9 protein-coding genes and 1 pseudogene are annotated in these 19203 nt (G+C 45.9%); 5 read left to right on the top strand and 5 right to left on the bottom strand.

Going from position 1 to position 19203, the window contains the following annotated elements:
* Nucleotide 1: 1 nt before the first annotated feature.
* The 3 genes from gltB (ATB74_RS14980) to gltB (ATB74_RS14970) form a co-directional block, all read right to left on the bottom strand.
* The gene (gltB, locus tag ATB74_RS14980) at nucleotides 2-4465 is read right to left on the bottom strand and encodes a glutamate synthase large subunit (protein ID WP_061019043.1); all 4464 of its coding nucleotides are present in this window, start codon (nucleotides 4463-4465) and stop codon (nucleotides 2-4) included.
* 445 nt (nucleotides 4466-4910) lie between these two features.
* The gene (locus tag ATB74_RS14975; RefSeq protein ID WP_061019042.1) at nucleotides 4911-6380 is read right to left on the bottom strand and encodes a glutamate synthase subunit beta; all 1470 of its coding nucleotides are present in this window, start codon (nucleotides 6378-6380) and stop codon (nucleotides 4911-4913) included.
* Nucleotides 6380-10927, bottom strand: a complete 4548-nt coding sequence (gene gltB / locus ATB74_RS14970) for a glutamate synthase large subunit (protein WP_061019041.1) — start codon at nucleotides 10925-10927, stop codon at nucleotides 6380-6382. The genes ATB74_RS14975 and gltB (ATB74_RS14970) overlap by 1 nt, the downstream gene beginning before the upstream one ends.
* Nucleotides 10928-11457: 530 nt before the next feature.
* On the opposite strand from gltB (ATB74_RS14970), the gene ATB74_RS14965 reads away from it, so the two are divergent.
* From ATB74_RS14965 to ATB74_RS14950, 4 genes are all read left to right on the top strand, one after another.
* Entirely contained in the window at nucleotides 11458-12411 is a 954-nt protein-coding gene (locus ATB74_RS14965) for a TIGR01212 family radical SAM protein (protein WP_060983050.1), read from the top strand.
* Nucleotides 12412-12502: 91 nt separating this feature from the next.
* Nucleotides 12503-14254: a sensor domain-containing diguanylate cyclase gene (locus ATB74_RS14960; RefSeq protein WP_060983051.1), complete on the top strand. Its 1752-nt coding sequence runs from the start codon at nucleotides 12503-12505 to the stop codon at nucleotides 14252-14254.
* A gap of 174 nt (nucleotides 14255-14428) precedes the next feature.
* Nucleotides 14429-16798, top strand: coding sequence for an aerobic respiration two-component sensor histidine kinase ArcB (arcB, locus tag ATB74_RS14955; RefSeq protein ID WP_061019040.1), 2370 nt, complete (start codon nucleotides 14429-14431; stop codon nucleotides 16796-16798).
* Nucleotides 16799-16805: 7 nt separating this feature from the next.
* Nucleotides 16806-17249 (top strand): hypothetical protein, encoded by a 444-nt coding sequence (locus ATB74_RS14950; protein ID WP_061019039.1) that lies wholly within the window; start codon nucleotides 16806-16808, stop codon nucleotides 17247-17249.
* 125 nt (nucleotides 17250-17374) lie between these two features.
* On the opposite strand, the gene arcA is transcribed toward ATB74_RS14950, so the two are convergent.
* Nucleotides 17375-18091, bottom strand: coding sequence for a two-component system response regulator ArcA (arcA, locus tag ATB74_RS14945; protein ID WP_004741534.1), 717 nt, complete (start codon nucleotides 18089-18091; stop codon nucleotides 17375-17377).
* 429 nt (nucleotides 18092-18520) lie between these two features.
* Nucleotides 18521-18622 (bottom strand): annotated as a pseudogene (locus ATB74_RS24440) (ribonuclease activity regulator protein RraA); the annotation flags it as partial.
* A 47-nt stretch (nucleotides 18623-18669) separates the two neighbouring features.
* Between ATB74_RS24440 and ATB74_RS14940 the strand changes: the two are divergent.
* Nucleotides 18670-19155 carry a putative 4-hydroxy-4-methyl-2-oxoglutarate aldolase gene (locus tag ATB74_RS14940; RefSeq protein ID WP_060983054.1) on the top strand — a complete coding sequence of 162 codons (486 nt, stop codon included), beginning with the start codon at nucleotides 18670-18672 and terminating at the stop codon, nucleotides 19153-19155.
* The last annotated feature ends 48 nt before the right edge of the window (nucleotides 19156-19203 follow it).

Genomic DNA, 19203 nt, shown 5'->3' with positions numbered 1-19203 from the left:
ATTATTGCGCTTGAACACGAAGTTCAGCAGAGCTTCGGCTTTGGTGACCGAGCAAGGTGTTGAGATCCGCCGTCTTTGGCTTCACTAGGTAGAACTTCGGAATCCATTCATCAAAGTTCGCCAGAATCGCTTCAGCGTGTACTGAGCCCGTCTCTTCTAAGTGCTCTGCAATCAAACCACGTAAGTGTTCTTGGTGGATGAATAAGTCAGATAGAGAAAGTGCCTCGACCGACTCGTTGTTCACTCGGCCTTGGAAGTCTTCGTTTTTATCCATCACATAAGCGAAGCCACCCGTCATACCTGCGCCGAAGTTCACTCCAGTTGCGCCAAGGATGGCCACAATACCGCCTGTCATATACTCACAAGCGTTATCACCTGCGCCTTCAATCACAGCGACGGTACCTGAGTTACGCACGCCAAATCGTTCGCCTGCAGTACCTGCAGCAAATAACTTGCCTCCGGTTGCGCCATACAAGCAAGTATTGCCGATAATGGTAGCTTCGTTACAAACAAATGCAGTGCCTTGGTGAGGTTTGATAACCACCTTACCGCCCGCCATGCCTTTGCCGACATAGTCATTGGCATCACCCGTTAGGTAAAGCTCGACGCCACCGGCGTTCCAAACTGCGAAAGATTGGCCAGCGGTACCGTCGAGATACAATTTGATTGGTGAGCCTGCCATACCTTGGTTACCGTAACGTTTCGCTATTTCGCCTGAGATACGGGCGCCTATTGAACGATCGGTATTGATCACGTTGTAGTAGAGGCTGGTGGATTGTCGCTTCTCAATCGCATCGAGTGCATCATCAAGGATATGCTGGTTGAGCTGAGCCTTATCAAATGGTGCGTTTGGCTCGGTCCAAAACAACGGGTGACCTTCTGGAGATACCGGAGCTTCGAGTATTGAAGATAGATCGAGTTTGCTCTGTTTCGCTGTGAGACCTTGAACGGCTTCTAGTAAATCAGTACGACCAATCAGATCAGTAAGTTTTTCTACGCCAAGTTCTGCAAGGTATTGGCGAACTTCATCGGCTAAGCCAGTAAAGTAGTTCACCACCATGTCTGGTAGGCCTTTGAAGTATTCGCGGCGTAGGGTTTCATCTTGAGTCGCAACACCCGTTGCACAGTTGTTGAGGTGACAAATTCGTAAGAACTTACAACCCATTGCTACCATCGGCGCGGTACCAAAACCAAAGCTTTCAGCACCGAGAATCGCGCCCTTGATAACATCAAGGCCAGTTTTCAAACCACCGTCGACTTGCAGGCGGATCTTATGACGAAGCCCATTAGCAACCAGTGCTTGTTGGGTTTCTGCTAGCCCTAACTCCCAAGGACAGCCAGCGTATTTCACCGAAGTCAGTGGGCTTGCCGCGGTACCGCCGTCATAGCCTGAAATGGTGATCAGGTCGGCATAGGCTTTTGCCACGCCAGTTGCGATCGTGCCTACACCCGGCTCAGAAACTAGCTTCACTGAAACCAAGGCTTTGGGGTTCACTTGTTTAAGATCGAAAATAAGCTGCGCTAGATCCTCGATAGAATAAATATCGTGATGTGGAGGAGGAGAGATCAGTGTCACCCCTTGCACGGAGTATCTCAGCTTAGCAATCTCTGCCGTGACTTTATGACCTGGCAGTTGACCGCCTTCGCCTGGCTTCGCCCCTTGTGCGACCTTGATTTGCAGAACATCTGCATTGGTTAAGTAATGTGGTGTTACGCCAAATCGACCAGAAGCTATCTGTTTAATACGCGAGTTACGGTCGGTGCCAAAACGTCGTGGATCTTCACCACCTTCACCAGAGTTGGAGTAGCCTCCTAGTCGGTTCATCGCCATGGCAAGTGCTTCGTGGGCTTCTGGGCTCAGAGCACCAATCGACATTGCAGCAGAGTCAAAGCGTTTAAAGAGATCGCTGCTTGGCTCTACTTGCTCAAGCGTTAGTGGCTTATCGGCTTTTTTGAGACTCATTAAGTCACGCAGCATAGCGGCAGGGCGAGCATTTACTTGTTTCGCAAAAGATAGGTAATCTGAAGTTTCGCCGGTTTTAACTGCCGTTTGCAGCGTCCCTACCACATCTGGGTTATAAGCGTGGTATTCGCCACCATGGACGTATTTCAGTAAACCACCGTGCTCGATTGGCTTACGCTTAGTCCAGGCTTTGCGAGATAAATTATAGATATCTTGCTGGAAATCGCTAAAGCTTGCGCCTTGGATTCGTGTAGTAACTCCGCGGAAACAGAGCTCAACAACATCGGAATGTAGGCCAACGGCTTCGAAAAGCTGCGAACAGCGATATGAAGCAATCGTAGAAATACCCATCTTCGACATGATCTTATACAGACCTTTGTTAATGCCGTTTTGGTAGTTTTGCATCGCGGTACGATAGTCTTTATCTAAAGATCCATCATCCAACATTTTTCCTAACGCTTCATAAGCGAGGTATGGATAAACTGCGGTTGCACCGAAGCCAAGCAGCACTGCAAATTGGTGAGGGTCACGTGCAGTTGCGGTTTCAACCACGATATTGGCATCACAACGTAGGTTGTTGTCTGCAAGTTTGGTTTGCACAGCTCCGACAGCCATCGCAGCTGGAACCGGCAGTTTACCTTTCTCTAAGTTTTTATCTGAAAGCACAATTAAAACGGCACCGTCACGCACTTCTTGTACCGCACTATCACACAAGTCATTGATGGCTTGTTCGAGATCTTTTTCTGCTGGGTCATAGTGCATGCTAAGAATAGCGTGGCCATAGTGTTTTTGATTTAACTGTAGAAGTTGCTGCATGTCAGAGTAGAGCAGAACTGGTGAGTTAAATGTCACACGGTAGGCGTGACCGTCCGTTTCGCAGAACACGTTCATCTCTTGGCCGATACTGGTCGCTAAAGACATCACGTGCTTTTCACGCAAAGGATCGATCGGTGGATTGGTGACCTGTGCAAACTTCTGACGGAAGTAATCAGTGACTAGTCGCTCTTTCGAAGAGAGTACTGCCATTGGCGTGTCGTCGCCCATTGAGCCGACCGCTTCCTGTCCCATGTCACCAAGCACGCGTAATACTTGATCGGACTCTTCGTTGCTCATCGCAAACTGTTTTTGGTAGGTCTTGAGCGTGTCATCGTCGAAGCTACGCTTACCCACTTGGTTATCATCAAGCTCAGAAAATGGTGTTAGCTTGTGAACGTTCTTTTCCATCCACTCTTTGTAGGGATGACGCCCTTTAAGGTCATTATCGATTTCATTAGATTGCCATAGCTTGCCTCGGCGTGTATCGATAACGAGTAATTCTCCCGGACCAACGCGGCCTTTTTCTGCAACTTCATCCGGTGCGTAATTCCAGATACCAACTTCAGATGCCAGAGTGATTAGGTTGTCTTTGGTAATCACATAACGCGCTGGACGCAGTCCATTTCTATCGAGGTTACATGCGGCGTAACGACCATCTGAAAGTACGATACCAGCAGGGCCATCCCACGGTTCCATGTGCTTGGAGTTGAAGTCGTAGAATGCACGTAGATCGGGATCCATGTCTGGGTGGTTTTGCCAAGCGGGCGGCACCAACATACGCATCGCTCGGAACACATCCATACCACCGGCAAGGAACAAGTCGAGCATGTTATCTAGGCTCGATGAATCTGAGCCAGTCTCATTTACAAAGGGTGCAGCCGTTTGTAAATCGGGCAGCAGCGGTGAAGAGAATTTGTAAGCACGAGCTTTAGCCCACTGGCGGTTACCTTCAATGGTATTGATCTCACCATTGTGCGCCAAATAGCGAAATGGCTGAGCCAATGGCCAACGTGGTTGTGTATTGGTTGAGAAACGCTGGTGGAACAGACATATCGCCGATTCCATACGTAAGTCCGCAAGATCGAGGTAAAATCGCGGAAGATCGGCCGGCATACACAGACCTTTGTAAACCATGACTTGTGTCGAAAGGCTACAAATATAGAAATCTTTGTCTTCGGTGATCTGCTTTTCAATTCTACGGCGAGCGATATAAAGGCGTCGTTCAATATCGCGTTCACGCCAACCCGCAGGGGCTGAGATAAAGACTTGCTGAATATTGGGTACCGAATCTTTGGCAATCGGGCCTAATACGTCGGTGTTGGTCGGCACTACGCGCCAACCTGCAACAGTTAAGGTCTCTTGAGCGAGCTCTTTATTGACGATGTCTTGCGCGGTTTGCGCTTTGATTGGATCTTGGCTGAAGAAAATCATGCCGACAGCGTATTGCTTGCCGAGCTTGAAGTTATTCTCTTCTGCAATAATTCTAAGATAAGAGTCTGGCTTTTGTAGTAATAAGCCACAGCCATCCCCGGTTTTACCATCCGCAGCGATACCACCACGGTGTGTCATGCGATCGAGGGCTGAAATAGCAGTTCGTACCAACTTATGACTCGGTTGGCCTTCCATTTGCGCTATTAAACCAAATCCACAGTTGTCTTTTTCAAGACTAGGATCATATAGAGCCATTGCAATTCTCCCTTTTGCTTCTCTGTCATCCAGACAGTAAATGACTAACTATTCATATACTTGTTATTTTTTATAAGCTTGTTCTTACATAAACTGATTGTTTGTTTTAGCTAGTTAAAACGTTATCGGTTGTGTTAACAAAACCTATTGGTTTTATTTTCACCAGCTTTACAACGTATAGCTAATTGTGTTTAAGGTCAAGTTCATGGTTAATTATCATGCGTAAACGCGATTAACCACGTAATAATCTAAAATAGTAGAGTGATATCAAAGGGATATAATAGATAGATGTTAATAAGATTTAACATGTACAGCGAGGGGAATATCGTAAGAGCCAGAAAGCAGAGAGAAAAAAGGCTAGCATCGAGTGCTAGCCAAATATAAAAGTTAGGAAGGGTGTTGCTTTTCCTCTAGGCTAACGTCATTGACGTTAGCCCGAGAAATATTATGCGGAAAGCATGAGTGAATCTGCTTTCGCTTCTAAGTTTGAGTTACCCATTAAGAAGTCATCAATGGCAATTGCACATTCACGACCTTCATTAATACAACGTACAACTAGAGATTGACCAGTACGCATATCACCAGCAGCGAAAACGCCTTTCTGGTTCGTTGCAAAACCTTCAGAAGCGACGTTACCGCGCTCGTCCAGTTTTATGTCTAGTTGAGCAAGCACACCGGTTGGCTCTGGGTGTAAGAAGCCCATTGCTAGGAATGCCATGTCACAAGGAATAACACGCTCAGAGTTCGCGACTTCATCAAAACCTGGACGCTCACCTGGTTTCGCATCTTGCCAAACGATGTCAGCAATACGTAGACCCGTCACTTGACCTTGATCGTTACCGATGAACTCTTTAGTCAAGATGTTCCAGTGACGTTCACAGCCTTCTTCATGAGAAGTCGTGGTCTTCATGATCATTGGGTATTGGGGCCAAGGCATGTTTGCTGGGCGTTTCTCTGGTGGGATCGGCATGATCTCAACCTGAGTAATGCTTGCTGCTTTGTGACGGTTTGATGTGCCTACACAGTCAGAGCCTGTATCACCACCACCGATAACCACAATGTGCTTATCTTTAGCGTGAATCTCTTCAGTCTTAAGGTCTAAGTCGTTAGCACGGCGGTTGTTTTGACCAAGGAACTCCATGGCAAAGTGAACGCCTTTCAATTCGCGTCCCGGGATTGGTAAGTCACGTGGAACCGTAGAACCACCAGTTAGCAATACCACATCAAACTCTTGGCGCAGTTGTTGAGCATTAACATCAACACCAATGTGTTGGTTAACTTTAAACTCAACGCCTGCTTCAGCCATTAGGTTGATCTTGCGATCAATCACGTCCATGCCCAGTTTGAAATCAGGGATACCGAAGCGCAGTAGACCACCGACTTTCTCATCACGTTCAAATACTGTCACTGAGTGACCTGCACTGTTTAGCTGCTCGGCTGCGGCTAGACCTGCAGGGCCAGAGCCAACAATCGCTACGGTTTTACCCGTGCGAGAGCGAGGTGTTTTTGGTTTTGCGTACCCTTCACGGTACGCAGTTTCTACAATTGTTTTCTCGATATTACAGATAGTGATTGGGTCTTGGTTAATACCTAGTACACAAGCACTCTCACAAGGAGAAGGACACACACGACCCGTAAATTCAGGGAAGTTGTTGGTAGAGCTTAGGATGTTCCAAGCCTCTTCCCAGCTGTCACGGTAAACCGCGTCATTGAATTCTGGGATGATGTTACCAATCGGACAACCGCTGTGACAGAAAGGTACGCCACAGTCCATACAACGAGAGGCTTGAGTATTGATTTTGTCACCAAACTCTTCGTTAAGTACGAACTCTTTGTTGTCTTCAATTCGAACTGACGGGTCGAGCTTCTTTGGAAGCTCACGACCGTGTTCTAAAAATCCAGTAGGCTTACCCATTATACTGCCTCCACTTCTTCCGTTTGTGCCTGTTGTGCTTCAGCTTTACGCTTTTCAAGAACCGCTTTGTAGTCGCGTGGCATGACTTTAATCAGTGATGCAACACTTGCTTCAAAGTTGTCTAGGAAAGACTGAGCAACTTCACTTCCTGTGAATTCAACATGCTTGGTTAGCATATCTAGTAGAAGATCTTTATCTTCTTGTTCAATTGGATCTAGGTCTACAAGTTCAGAGTTAAGCTTGGTTTCGAAGTCACCCGCTTTATCCCAAACATAGGCAACACCGCCACTCATACCAGCAGCAAAGTTACGACCTGTTGAGCCGAGGATAATTGCAACACCACCAGTCATGTATTCACAACCGTGGTCACCAACGCCTTCAACAACAACCTTCGCGCCAGAGTTACGAACACAGAAACGTTCGCCAGCCATACCGCGAATGAAAGATTCACCTGAAGTCGCGCCGTAGAAACATACGTTACCTACCACGATGTTGTCTTCAGCAACGATAGTCGATTTCGCATCTGGGTACAGTACCAACGTACCGCCAGACAGACCTTTACCCCAGTAATCGTTCGCGTCGCCTTCTACTTCGAACTTAACGCCTTTCGCAAGGAACGCACCGAAAGATTGGCCAGCACTACCGTGGAACTTAACGTTCATTGGCTGTGGTAAACCTTGGTCTTTGTAAACCTTCGAGATTTCGTTCGACAGCATGGTGCCTGCTGAACGGTCCGTGTTGATGATAGGGAACTGAGCGGTAACCGCTTCGCCTTTCTCAAGAGCTGGAATCGCCGCTTGAATCAACTTGCGGTCTAGAACGTCTTCTAGGTTGTGGTTTTGTTGTGTCTGGTTGTAGATACCATCTTCTTCACGCGCCTGCTCGATGTGCAGTACCGGTGTTAGATCTAGGTTCTTGTACTTCCAGTGACCGATGTCATCACGAACTTTAAGTTTGTGCGATTGACCAACCATCTCATCGATAGAGCGGAAGCCAAGTTCAGCCATTACTTCACGCAGACCTTCAGCCATGTATTGGAAGAAAGTGACTACGTCTTCTACGCGGCCGTCGAAACGCTCACGCAGAGTTTTGTTCTGTGTTGCGATACCAACAGGACATGTATTCTTGTGACACTTACGCATCATGATACAGCCTTCAACAACTAGAGCTGCTGTTGCTACGCCCCATTCTTCAGCGCCAAGTAACGTTGCTACTGCAAGGTCACGTGGTGTTTTCATCTGACCATCAGACTGAACAACGATACGGTTACGTAGGCCATTTTTCAGTAGTGTTTGGTGAGTTTCCGCTAGACCCAGTTCCCAAGGCAGACCTGTGTGACGGATAGAAGACATCGGAGATGCACCCGTACCACCATCAAAACCTGCGATAAGTACCACGTCAGCTTTCGCTTTCGCTACACCAGATGCAATCGTACCTACGCCTGCTTCCGATACTAGCTTCACGTTGACACGGCCGTTACGGTTCGCGTTTTTCAGATCGTAGATCAGCTGAGCTAAATCTTCGATTGAGTAGATATCGTGGTGTGGCGGTGGAGAAATAAGACCTACGCCCGGAGTCGAGTGACGAGTTGCGCCGATCCAGTCATCAACCTTATCACCTGGTAGTTGACCACCTTCGCCAGGTTTCGCACCTTGAGCCATCTTGATTTGTAGCTCATCAGCGTTAGATAGGTAGTAAGACGTTACACCAAAGCGACCAGAAGCCACCTGTTTGATTGCTGAACGTTCCCAGTCGCCATTTTCTTTACGTTCGAAACGTGCTGGATCTTCACCACCTTCACCTGAGTTTGATTTCGCGCCAATGCGGTTCATCGCAACAGCCAGTGTTGAGTGAGCCTCATGCGAGATTGAACCAAAGCTCATTGCGCCGGTTGCGAAACGCTTAAGGATATTCTCGATTGGTTCTACTTCTGCTAGAGGAATAGAGCCTGCAGGGTTCTTGATGAAATCCAGTTGGCTACGTAGTGTTGCTGCGTTGTCGCCTTGGTCATCGACTGCTTTTGCGTACTTCTTGAACTGGCCGTAATCTTTGTTACGCGTTGATTCTTGAAGTAGAGAAATCGTTTCAGGGTTGAATAGGTGCTTCTCGCCACGTTGTTTCCACTGGTAAACACCACCAACATCAAGGATCTGAGCTGGGATTTCACGAGCTGGGTAACCAACACGGTGACGAACCAGTACTTCTCGCGCGATATCGTCGATCGTTAGACCTTGGATACGAGAAACAGTACCTGTGAAGTATTTTTCAACCACTGATTTGCTAACACCAAGTGCTTCAAAGATTTGTGCACCGTGGTAAGACTGCAGCGTAGAGATCCCCATCTTAGAGAAGATCTTAAGTAGACCGCCGTTAACACCTTTACGATAGTTATCGAATAACTCACGTGGGTGTACGTTTGGATCTAGCTTCTTCGTACGTTGCAGTTCAACAATCGTTTCAATAACTAGGTACGGGTTAACTGCGTTCGCACCGTAACCGATAAGCGTTGCAAAGTGGTGTGTCTCACGAGCGTCACCCGTTTCAACAACGATGTCACACTTAGCGCGTAGACCTTTACGGATTAGGTGGTGGTGAACCGCACCAACAGCCAGCATTGCTGGAATAGCGGCATGGTTAGAGTTAACCGCACGGTCTGTCAGTAGGATGATAGAGTAGCCATCAATCACTGCGTCTTCTGCGTATTGGCAGATACGCTTAAGTGCGCGCTCTAACTTACCTTGGTCGCCATTTGCTTGGAATACGATGTCCAGCGTCTTCGCTTGAAGGTGCTCGTTATCGATTGCACGCAGTTTTTCTAACTCTGAGTTAGACAGTACTGGAGACTCAAGTTCTACTTTTTGACAGTGCTCAGGTGTTTCAGCAAGTAAGTTCTGGTCTTTACCTAGGTAAGTATTCAGAGACATAACCATGCGCTCACGAATCGGGTCGATTGGCGGGTTGGTTACTTGTGCAAACAACTGTTTGAAGTAGTTTGAAAGGTGCTGCGATTGGTGAGACAGAATCGCTAGCGGCCAGTCAGCACCCATTGCAGAAAGTGGCTCGTAGCCTGTTTTCGCAAGAGGTAGAATAATTTCGTTTACTTCTTCAGAGCTCACGCCAAACGATTGTTGTTTGTGGAGAAGTTTCTCTGGAGAAGGTTGGCTAAATTCGTTGCTCGCATCTGGTAGCTTTTTCAGGCTCAGAAGGTTCTCTTCAACCCACTTTTCGTAAGGTTGTGCTTTAGCAATGCTGTCTTTCACTTCTTCATCAGAAATGATACGACCTTGCTCAAGGTCAGCAACAAAAATACGACCTGGTTGTAGACGACCACGGTACTCAACGTTTTCAGGTGCGATCTCAACAACACCAGACTCAGACGCCATTACTAGGAAGTCGTCTTTAGTTACTGTGTAGCGAGAAGGACGCAGACCGTTACGGTCAAGTGTTGCACCTACTTGAACACCATCGGTGAAACATACAGATGCTGGGCCATCCCATGGTTCCATAACGTTCGCGTGGTATTGGTAGAACGCGCGACGAGTCGGATCCATGTTTTTGTTTTCTTGCCATGCTTCCGGGATCATCATCATCAACGCATGTGGCAGAGTACGACCTGAAAGAACAAGTAGCTCAAGCGCCATATCGAAGTTTGATGAATCCGAACTACCTTCCTGACAGATAGGCAGTAGCATGTCGATTTCAGCTTGTGTAAACAGATCCGATTCTAGGATTGCTTCACGTGCTTTCATCCAGTTCAGGTTGCCGCGAACCGTATTGATTTCGCCATTATGCGCGATGTAACGGAAAGGCTGAGCTAGACGCCAACGTGGGAATGTATTGGTAGAGAAGCGAGAGTGTACAAGTGCTAGAGCTGTCACCATGGTTGGGTTTTGCAGGTCTAGGAAGTACTGAGGAACTTGTTCAGTTGTTAGCTGACCTTTGTACACCAATGTCTTGTAAGACATAGAGTTGATGTAGAAGTCATCACCGATATTTGAAACGCTTTCTAGGCATACACGAACCGTGTAGTTACGTAGAACATACAGTTTACGCTCAAGTTCTTCTGGTGTGATACCAGGGCCGCCAGAAATAAATACGTGTTCAAATTGAGGTTCAGTGCTTAGTGGGTCAGCACCAATCATTGAATTGTCAGTTGGAAGTTCACGGTAACCGATAACTTCTAACTCAAGGCGTTGTGCATTGCGTTCTAGAATGTCACGACACTGTGCACGTTTGTGTTCATCTTTAGGGAAAAGTACAACACCAACACCATATTTTTCAAAAGATGGCAGCTTAATTCCAAGCTTTACGGCTTCTTCTAGTAAGAATTCGTGCGGCTTCTGTAGCAGGATACCTGCACCATCACCAGAACACGGATCGCAGCCTTGGCCGCCACGGTGTTCCATACGTGCAAGCATATCGAGTGCTTGAGTTACTACATCATGAGATTTGCGATTCTTTAGATGCGCAACAAAACCGATACCACAAGCGTCATGCTCCAATTCAGGAGTATACAGACCCTGTGAGTTCTGCTCTTGATCTACCATAGATACATCCTTCCAGTTAAATCTAGGCGCAACTTCTTTGTATAAAGTCAGCCTTGTCCTTTTATATTTATGGGTCTAAACCTGCCTATGCTGGCGGTTTGAATCCTTTCCGTATCTCGCAGGAAAAGTATTGCGAGAAAAACAATCCTTAGTGATATCCGTTTATTTTTAACCACAAACTAGTGGTTTATATAGGTGGGATATGGATATCACCGACTTATTAGCAAGTTTTAGTTGTAAGTAAATACTCAAAAACCGCCAATATGTGTAAGTATCCTACAATTTTGTCTAGGCGAATTGCAATGAAAGTTGACCCATGTAGACCATTTTTTTCGTTTTATTTTGAATTTAATGCCTAACAAATGTGCAACATTAGGCAAATAGAGCCGATTTTTTGCATGTTTATTGATATTTGTTAGGTTGCTCGCAAAAAGCCTTGAGTAAACTAATTGGTCGAATTTTGCAGGGATGTAATTTTTTTTCAAAAAAAAGACTGATATTCATTCTTATTTACTGAGTGCTTTGAAAATATGCAATTACATGAGTTAGTTAATACTATCGGCCAAGATCTTCAACGCCGTTATGGCGAGAAGGTTCACAAGCTGACGCTTCATGGTGGTTTCAGCTGCCCAAACCGAGACGGAACCATTGGTCGCGGGGGCTGCACTTTTTGCAACGTGGCCTCCTTTGCCGATGAACAAACTCAAATTCAAAGCATTGCTGACCAGCTAAAGGATCGCGCAGGTGAAATTGCTCGTGCCAAGAAGTATCTGGCTTACTTTCAGGCTTACACCAGCACTTATGCAGAGGTGCAAGTGCTCAAGAATATGTATGAAGAGGCGCTAAAAGCACCCGGTGCAGAGATCGTCGGCCTTTGTGTTGGCACGCGACCAGACTGTGTGCCTGATGCGGTGTTGGATCTATTAGCGGGCTACGTTAAACAAGGCTATGAGATTTGGCTCGAGCTCGGCCTACAAACGGCCAATGATAAAACCCTCAAGCGAATTAATCGCGGACATGATTTTGCGGTGTATGAAACGATCACCCAGCGCGCACGAGCTTTAGGCATCAAGGTATGTACTCACCTTATTGTCGGCCTGCCCAAAGAGACCAAAGCGGATAATCTTGAAACCTTAGACAAGGTATTAGCGGTGGGAACCGATGGTATTAAGCTGCACGGCCTTCATATAGTAGAGGGCAGTACCATGGCTAAGGCGTGGAAGGCAGGAAAGCTAGAAGCCCCAAGCCTTGAAGAGTATATTGATATCGCGAGTGAGATCATTCAACGCACGCCTGCGGAGGTGGTTTATCACCGTGTTTCTTCAGCGGCGAGACGCCCAACGTTACTCTCTCCTTTGTGGTGCGAGAACCGCTGGTTAGCGATGACTGAAATAGGTCGTTCGCTCGATAAGACAGGTGCTCAAGGCATCAGAACTGGCTCTGCATTTGAGTACACACTGCCTGTTTTAAACGCTGCCAATTAATAGAAATGGGTGACTGTAGGTAACAGCAGATAAAACCAACAAATAGTGGTAACATTTCCCTCACAGATTTTATGGTATAGATTGAGAGTAAATGGAACTAGTAATGACTTGGTTGTGGGACAGGGCGTATGGTTACGGTATTTATATCGTTGTTATATTGCTGATTGGCCTCATCTGCTGGCATCTCTATTCTCGTTATCAGTCGCACATCGAAACGCTTCTACTCGCTACCCCTTCGCCACTCTACTTTGTTGATGTTCGAAGGGGCGAAATACTCTATGCCAATCGCCAAGCCATGCAGCTGCTTGGTATTCGCCAAATTGGCGTTCACTTTCGATTCCCTACCGTTGAAAGCGAGAATAGCTTTCGTCACTACTTAACCAATCACATACGTTCTCGATCTTTTGAGCAAGTTTCCCTGTGGGCACTTTCTGAATTTGAGTCTTTTAAGATCAATTTAGTCGGTCGCAAGATCCTTTTTAGAAATAAGAAGGCGTGGATGATTCATGCCTCACCTTATAAAAATACCAACGAAGAACTGTCTCAAGAGGTTCGAGAGCTTAATGTTGCGCGCACCGCTTTGGATTCTTTATCTGAGCTGATCTACGTGAAAGATCAGAAAGGAGAGTTGGTTGCTAGTAATCGTTCGTTTAAAAAGTTTTGGCACGGTCGACCTGAAGAAGGCACTTTAAGTGTTTCTGGTGGAGCATTAAAAGGTCGAGTCAGTGAACGTTCGTGGACGACGGATCAAGACGGTAAAGGTTGCTTGCTCGAAACCTATCAAAGTGTACTGCTTTCACAAGATGGAGAGACCATCGGTACGCTTTCGATCAGCCACGATGTGACCGATTGGCACGACATGCAGCAAAAACTGCGTGGTGAAATGGAAAAACGAAAAGATACCGAAGTGGCACTTGCACAGCGAGACACAATTTTACAAAATATCTTGGAAGCTAGCCCTGATTCGATTGGCATCTTCAATGAAAACATGGTTTATCAAGCGTGTAATAAGCCGTTTGTGGCGGCGCTTGGTATTTCTGAGGTCAGTGACCTTGTTGGTAAACGCCTGCAAGATGTCGTTCCGAATAGTATGTACATGCGTATTTCAGACACCGATCATCAAGTGCTTCATCAGGGTAAGTCGTTACGCTATATCGATAAGGTCATCTCTAGTGATGGCGAATACACTTGGTATGATGTGGTAAAATCGCCGTTTAGAGATCTGGCATCCAGCACCAATGGCGTATTGATTATGGCCCGTGATATTACCGAGCGTTACCTTGCTGAGCAGAAGTTGGAAGAGGCTAACCTCGAGCTTGAACGTCTTAGTTTTATGGACAGCTTGACTCAAGTATCCAACCGCCGTCGTTTTGATGAGCAGCTCTCGACATTGTGGCACTACCATGTGCGTGAGAAGTTGCCATTGACCATCATGCTGTGTGACATCGATTTCTTTAAAGGCTACAACGACTATTACGGACACCAACAAGGTGATGACGCTCTGGTCCAAGTTTCTCAGGCATTTAAGCAGGTGCTGAATCGTTCATCGGACTGTGTAGCTCGTTATGGTGGTGAAGAATTCGGCTTTATTTTGCCGAATACAACGACCGAAGGTGCTCAGCTGGTGGCGCAGCGTATTCATGACGAAGTCCTTAAATTGGAACTTGCGCATGAGAAGTCGACGGTCTCTGAATTCATCACGGTGAGTATTGGTATTGTCTCTTACATTCCTAAGCCTGATGACGAGATGGAGTCGGCCGTTGCTTTGGCTGACAGTGCGCTGTATCAAGCAAAATCTGACGGTCGAAACCGTTCTATGGTGCATCCATCTTCAATTCGCTAACTCTATAAAATCGGTGATTTGCCCACCTTTGTCTGTTTTGGTTGTTCGGTATTTATATTAATTGGATTAACCTGCGATATTGCCGCTGATCTCTTGCTGCGTGTGATGTAGCTAGCTTACCTCCTATCTTCAAACAGGGTAGAATGTTGCTAGTCTTATCGCATGGAGCGCTAAATGAAACCCATGAAAAATCTTGCCCAGTATTACGTGGATCTACTCGTAAAGCTGGGGATTGTCCGCTTTTCTATCTTACTCGCCTTAGCGCTTGTTGCCCTCGCTGTTGTTGTGCAAGTTGGCATTACCCTCGCACTTAAAGGTAATGTTGATGATATCGACATTGTCCGTTCAGTTTTCTTCGGCTTAGTGATCACGCCTTGGGCGGTTTATTTCTTATCGGTGGTCGTTGACCAGTTGGAAGAATCTCGTCAGCGTCTAGCTAAACTGGTCTCTAAACTTGGCGACATGCGAGAGCGAGACCAAGAACTCAACAATAAACTGCAGCTCAATATTGAGAAGCTTAATCAAGAAATTGAAGAGCGTGAAAAAGCGGAGGAAGCACGTGCAGAAGCGATGCACGACCTTGAGAACGAGGTGTTCCAACGTGAGCGAACTCAGCTTGAACTTGCAGAGCGAACGGCACTATTACGCTCGTTTATCGATGCTTCTCCTGACCTTATTTACTACCGTAATGAAGATGGTGTGTTTTCTGGTTGTAACCGAGCGGTGGAAGAGCTCACCGGAAAAACAGAAAAAGAACTGGTTGGCTTAACGCCTTGGGATGTCTACAGCAAAGAGGTTGCCCAGCAAGTTGTTGAAACCGACAAGAGAGTATTTGCCGACAACCAAGCGCTGACCTATGACCAGTGGCTTGAATACCCTGACGGACGTAAGAGTTACTTCGAACTGCGTAAAGTTCCTTTCTACAGTAAAGATGGCCGTCACTTGGGTTTAGTCGGTTTTGGCCGTGATATTACTGAACGCAAAGAACATCAAGAGTCGCTTGAGAAAGCCAGTCGTGATAAGACAACCTTTATTTCAACCATTAGCCACGAGTTAAGAACACCACTTAACGGTATTATTGGCTTGAGCCGCATGTTGCTCGATAGTCAACTGACGACCGAACAGCGTAAGCAGATGCAAACCATCAAGGTGAGCGCAGTTACATTGGGTAATATTTTTAACGATATTATCGATATGGACAAATTCGACCGCCGTAAGCTTGAACTATTCCCAACCCCTATCAACTTTGAAGACTTCGTTGTTGAGATCGAGAGCATTTCTGCGTTAATGGCAGAGCAGAAAGGGTTGAGGTTCGATCTAGAAAGATTGTCTGATCTTCCTGTTGCTGTTGAAGTGGATGGTACTCGTCTTAGACAGGTACTGTGGAACCTTGTAAGTAACGCGATGAAGTTCACCAAAGATGGTGGTGTGGTGATGACAGTCAGCGCCGACATTGATGGCGACTTTGCCAATATCACGATGGAAGTAGAAGACACCGGGATTGGTATCCCTGAAAGTGAAATCGAGAAGATCTTCGCGATGTACTATCAGGTGAAATCGGGAACGGACAATCTACACGCCGTCGGTACCGGTATTGGTCTTGCTGTATCTCAACAACTGATCAATATGATGGATGGCCACATTGAAGTGACCAGTGAAGAGGGTTTTGGTAGTACCTTTACAGTTTCGATTCGTGTGCCTGTTAATCACGATACTCAAGCATTGATTAAGACACCAAGAAAGCAATCAAATCTAAAGATCTTTATGGTCGAAGACATTGAGCTCAATATTACGGTGGCTCGTTCTCTACTTGAAAGCTTAGGCCATGAAGTGACAGTAGTGATGACGGGTAAAGAGGCGCAAATAGCTTTCAACCCTGAAGACTATGATTTGGTATTACTGGACATCCAACTGCCAGATATGACAGGTTTCGACATTGCCCAATACTACCGTGAGAAATACAGCCAGCTGCCGCCTTTGGTTGCATTAACGGCGAACGTATTGAATAACAAGCAAGAGTACTTCCAGAAAGGCATGGACGAAGCGATCAGTAAACCATTGTCGGTTCGTGCAATCCAAGATGTCATCAGCGAACTGATCGAAGATACGCCAGAGGTAATTGAGACAGTAGCGGGTACGGAGAAGGTTGAGAGCATTGATAAAGTCGACGTGAGTAAGCCTGTTCTTTCACCGGTTGATACCACTTTGCTTGATATTGATATGCTAGAGTCTTATGTTGATATTGTTGGGCCGAAACCGGTTTTGGATAGTATCGTGATGTTTGAAGATATGATGCCGGAGTATATGGAAATATTGAACTCCAACATGGTCGCGAAAGATCAAGCCAGTATCGTTTCTGAGGCGCATAAGATTAAAGGTGCAGCAGGCTCCATTGGCCTAAAGCGCATACAGCAAGTTGCTCAGAAAGCCCAATCTCCAGATATGCCTGCGTGGTGGGAGAACATTTCAGATTGGGTTGATGAAATAAATAACGAATACCAAAACGATATTGAAGTTTTAAAAAGTTGGTTAAATCAAAGGTAGAAGAATAATGAAGAAATTAGCATTCGCCGCATGCGTTGTGGCATTAGCCGGCTGCTCTGCACCACAAGTAGAATGGCAGCAAGATAACCAAGTTGAAGTCTCTACATCTACAGTCACAATGAAGAGTAATCTTTGGCACAACAAGATGCCAACTATTGGAGAAGCTCAAGATAAGACACTACACGGTTCTATCTACCTAGAGTCAGACTCACAGCTACCAGCAACACTTGCAGTGGAGAGCGTGACAGTTAAGCAAGGTGCAGATACCTTGCTAGTAACGGCTGATGACCTTGACCTAAGAACACATAGTGAAACTCAGTGGGAAGTGGCGTTTGTATGGCAGTTAGAGATCGATAGCGAAAAGCCTGTTGATGTTGCGGTTGAGCTGAGAGACGGTGAAACTGTGAAGTGGCTGGTGGAGAAAGACGTTAAGGTTGATACGGTTTACTAAAGCCTTATCAATTAAGAAGAATAAAAAAGGGAGAATGCGTTGGCATTCTCCCTTTTTAGTAACTATTGATTGCGCTTCTACTGTTAAAAACACCGAGTGTTAAACGACCAGAAACGCCAATCGAATTAGTCTTCTAGGTCACCACAGAAGCGGTAGCCTTCACCGTGAATCGTTGCAATGATTTCTGGCGTACCAGAAACAGATTCAAAGTGCTTACGAATACGACGGATTGTTACGTCTACAGTACGATCGTGTGGCTTAAGCTCACGGCCAGTCATCTTCTTAAGAAGGTCTGCACGTGTTTGGATCTTACCTGGGTTCTCACAGAAGTGAAGTAGAGCACGGAACTCTGAACGAGGTAGCTTGTAGCCTTCGCCATCTGGGCTAACCAGAGAACGACTGTTGATATCTAGTACCCAACCGTTGAACTCGTACTTCTCAACGCTGCGCTTTTCTTCTTGAACAGAGCTTGTGCTCATTGAACGGTTCAGAAGGTTGCGTGCACGGATAGTCAGTTCACGAGGGTTGAAAGGCTTAGTGATATAGTCATCAGCGCCGATCTCTAGGCCAAGGATCTTATCAACTTCATTATCACGACCAGTTAAGAACATAAGCGCTACGTTTGCTTGCTCACGTAGTTCACGCGCAAGTAGTAGACCATTCTTACCTGGAAGGTTGATGTCCATAATTACAAGGTTAACTTGGTTGTCAGATAGCACTTGGTGCATCTCTTCACCGTCGCTAGCCTCAAAAACAGCATATCCCTCTGCTTCAAAAATACTCTTTAGAGTGTTACGAGTTACTTGCTCATCTTCAACGATAAGAATCTGCGGGGTTTGCATTTGGCGGTACCTAAATTTGTGACGAAACTGTGCTAATAGAATAAATTCTAGGCAAAAACATAACATACAGGTAATGTATTTTTGATGATAACTTAAAGTTTTCAAAAAAACACTTACTTCCAGCTATCTGCCTTCCTTGAAGTATTGCCCAATAACGTAGATCCAGTACGCCTTTCAATCATTCTTTTAGTGATTGCAGAGGATTCTATAATGTTAACAGCATGCTAACAACGCGAGAATGTTAATTCCATTCAGTTTGTTGATTTACATCAATTGCCGTATCGCAACAAACTTTAATAGTATGGCTACAACTTAACCAATGTTATGGTGACTATTTAGTACCAAAACAAGAATGATTATTCGAGATGCTTCGCACATCTCGGTTGCTAAAGACCGGATTATTAACCAAGGAAGCTGAAAGCTTTCCTAAGAGTCTAGTAGATAAATATGCTCAATCAACTTTTATTGAGTAATAAATTGAGCATAGAATAATGAAAACAAAGGATTAATTTTAATAACATATAAAAGCATAGAGGCTCACCTGACTTAACAGGTAGCGCCTTACTCACGGAGGATATATGCACGATATAACACCTGACTTGTGTGATGAGTTTGAAAGCAAAGTCACCCTACTGAATATGCCATTGCAGAACTTCGGTCAACGTGGTGCGTTCTTTGGAAAAATTGTAACAGTTCGTTGTTATCACGATAATTCCAAGGTTCGCGAGGTTTTAGAGACAGACGGCTGTGGCAAAGTGCTTGTTGTTGACGGGAATGGTTCATGCCAGAAGGCGCTGCTTGGTGATCAACTCGCGATTCTCGCAATAGAAAATGGCTGGGAAGGCGTGATTGTAAACGGTGCTGTGCGTGATGTTGGCATGATGTCGCAAATGGATCTTGGTGTTCAGGCATTGGGTGCATCGCCATTCAAGACAGAGAAACGCGGCGTAGGCCAAGTGAATGTCACGCTCTCTATACACAATCAACTGATTCAGCCTGGGGATTACATTTATGCAGATTGGAATGGTGTGTTAATTTCATCTGAGCTATTGCTTGAATCATAAGTGGTGCGTAACTAATAAAAGAGGCTTGAATACGTAACATATTCATCG

The sequence above is a fragment of the Vibrio splendidus genome (genome assembly GCF_001557875.1).
Taxonomy (GTDB): domain Bacteria; phylum Pseudomonadota; class Gammaproteobacteria; order Enterobacterales; family Vibrionaceae; genus Vibrio; species Vibrio splendidus_F.
Note: the sequence above shows the minus strand (reverse complement) of the source record. Positions and strands in the feature narration are given on the sequence as shown.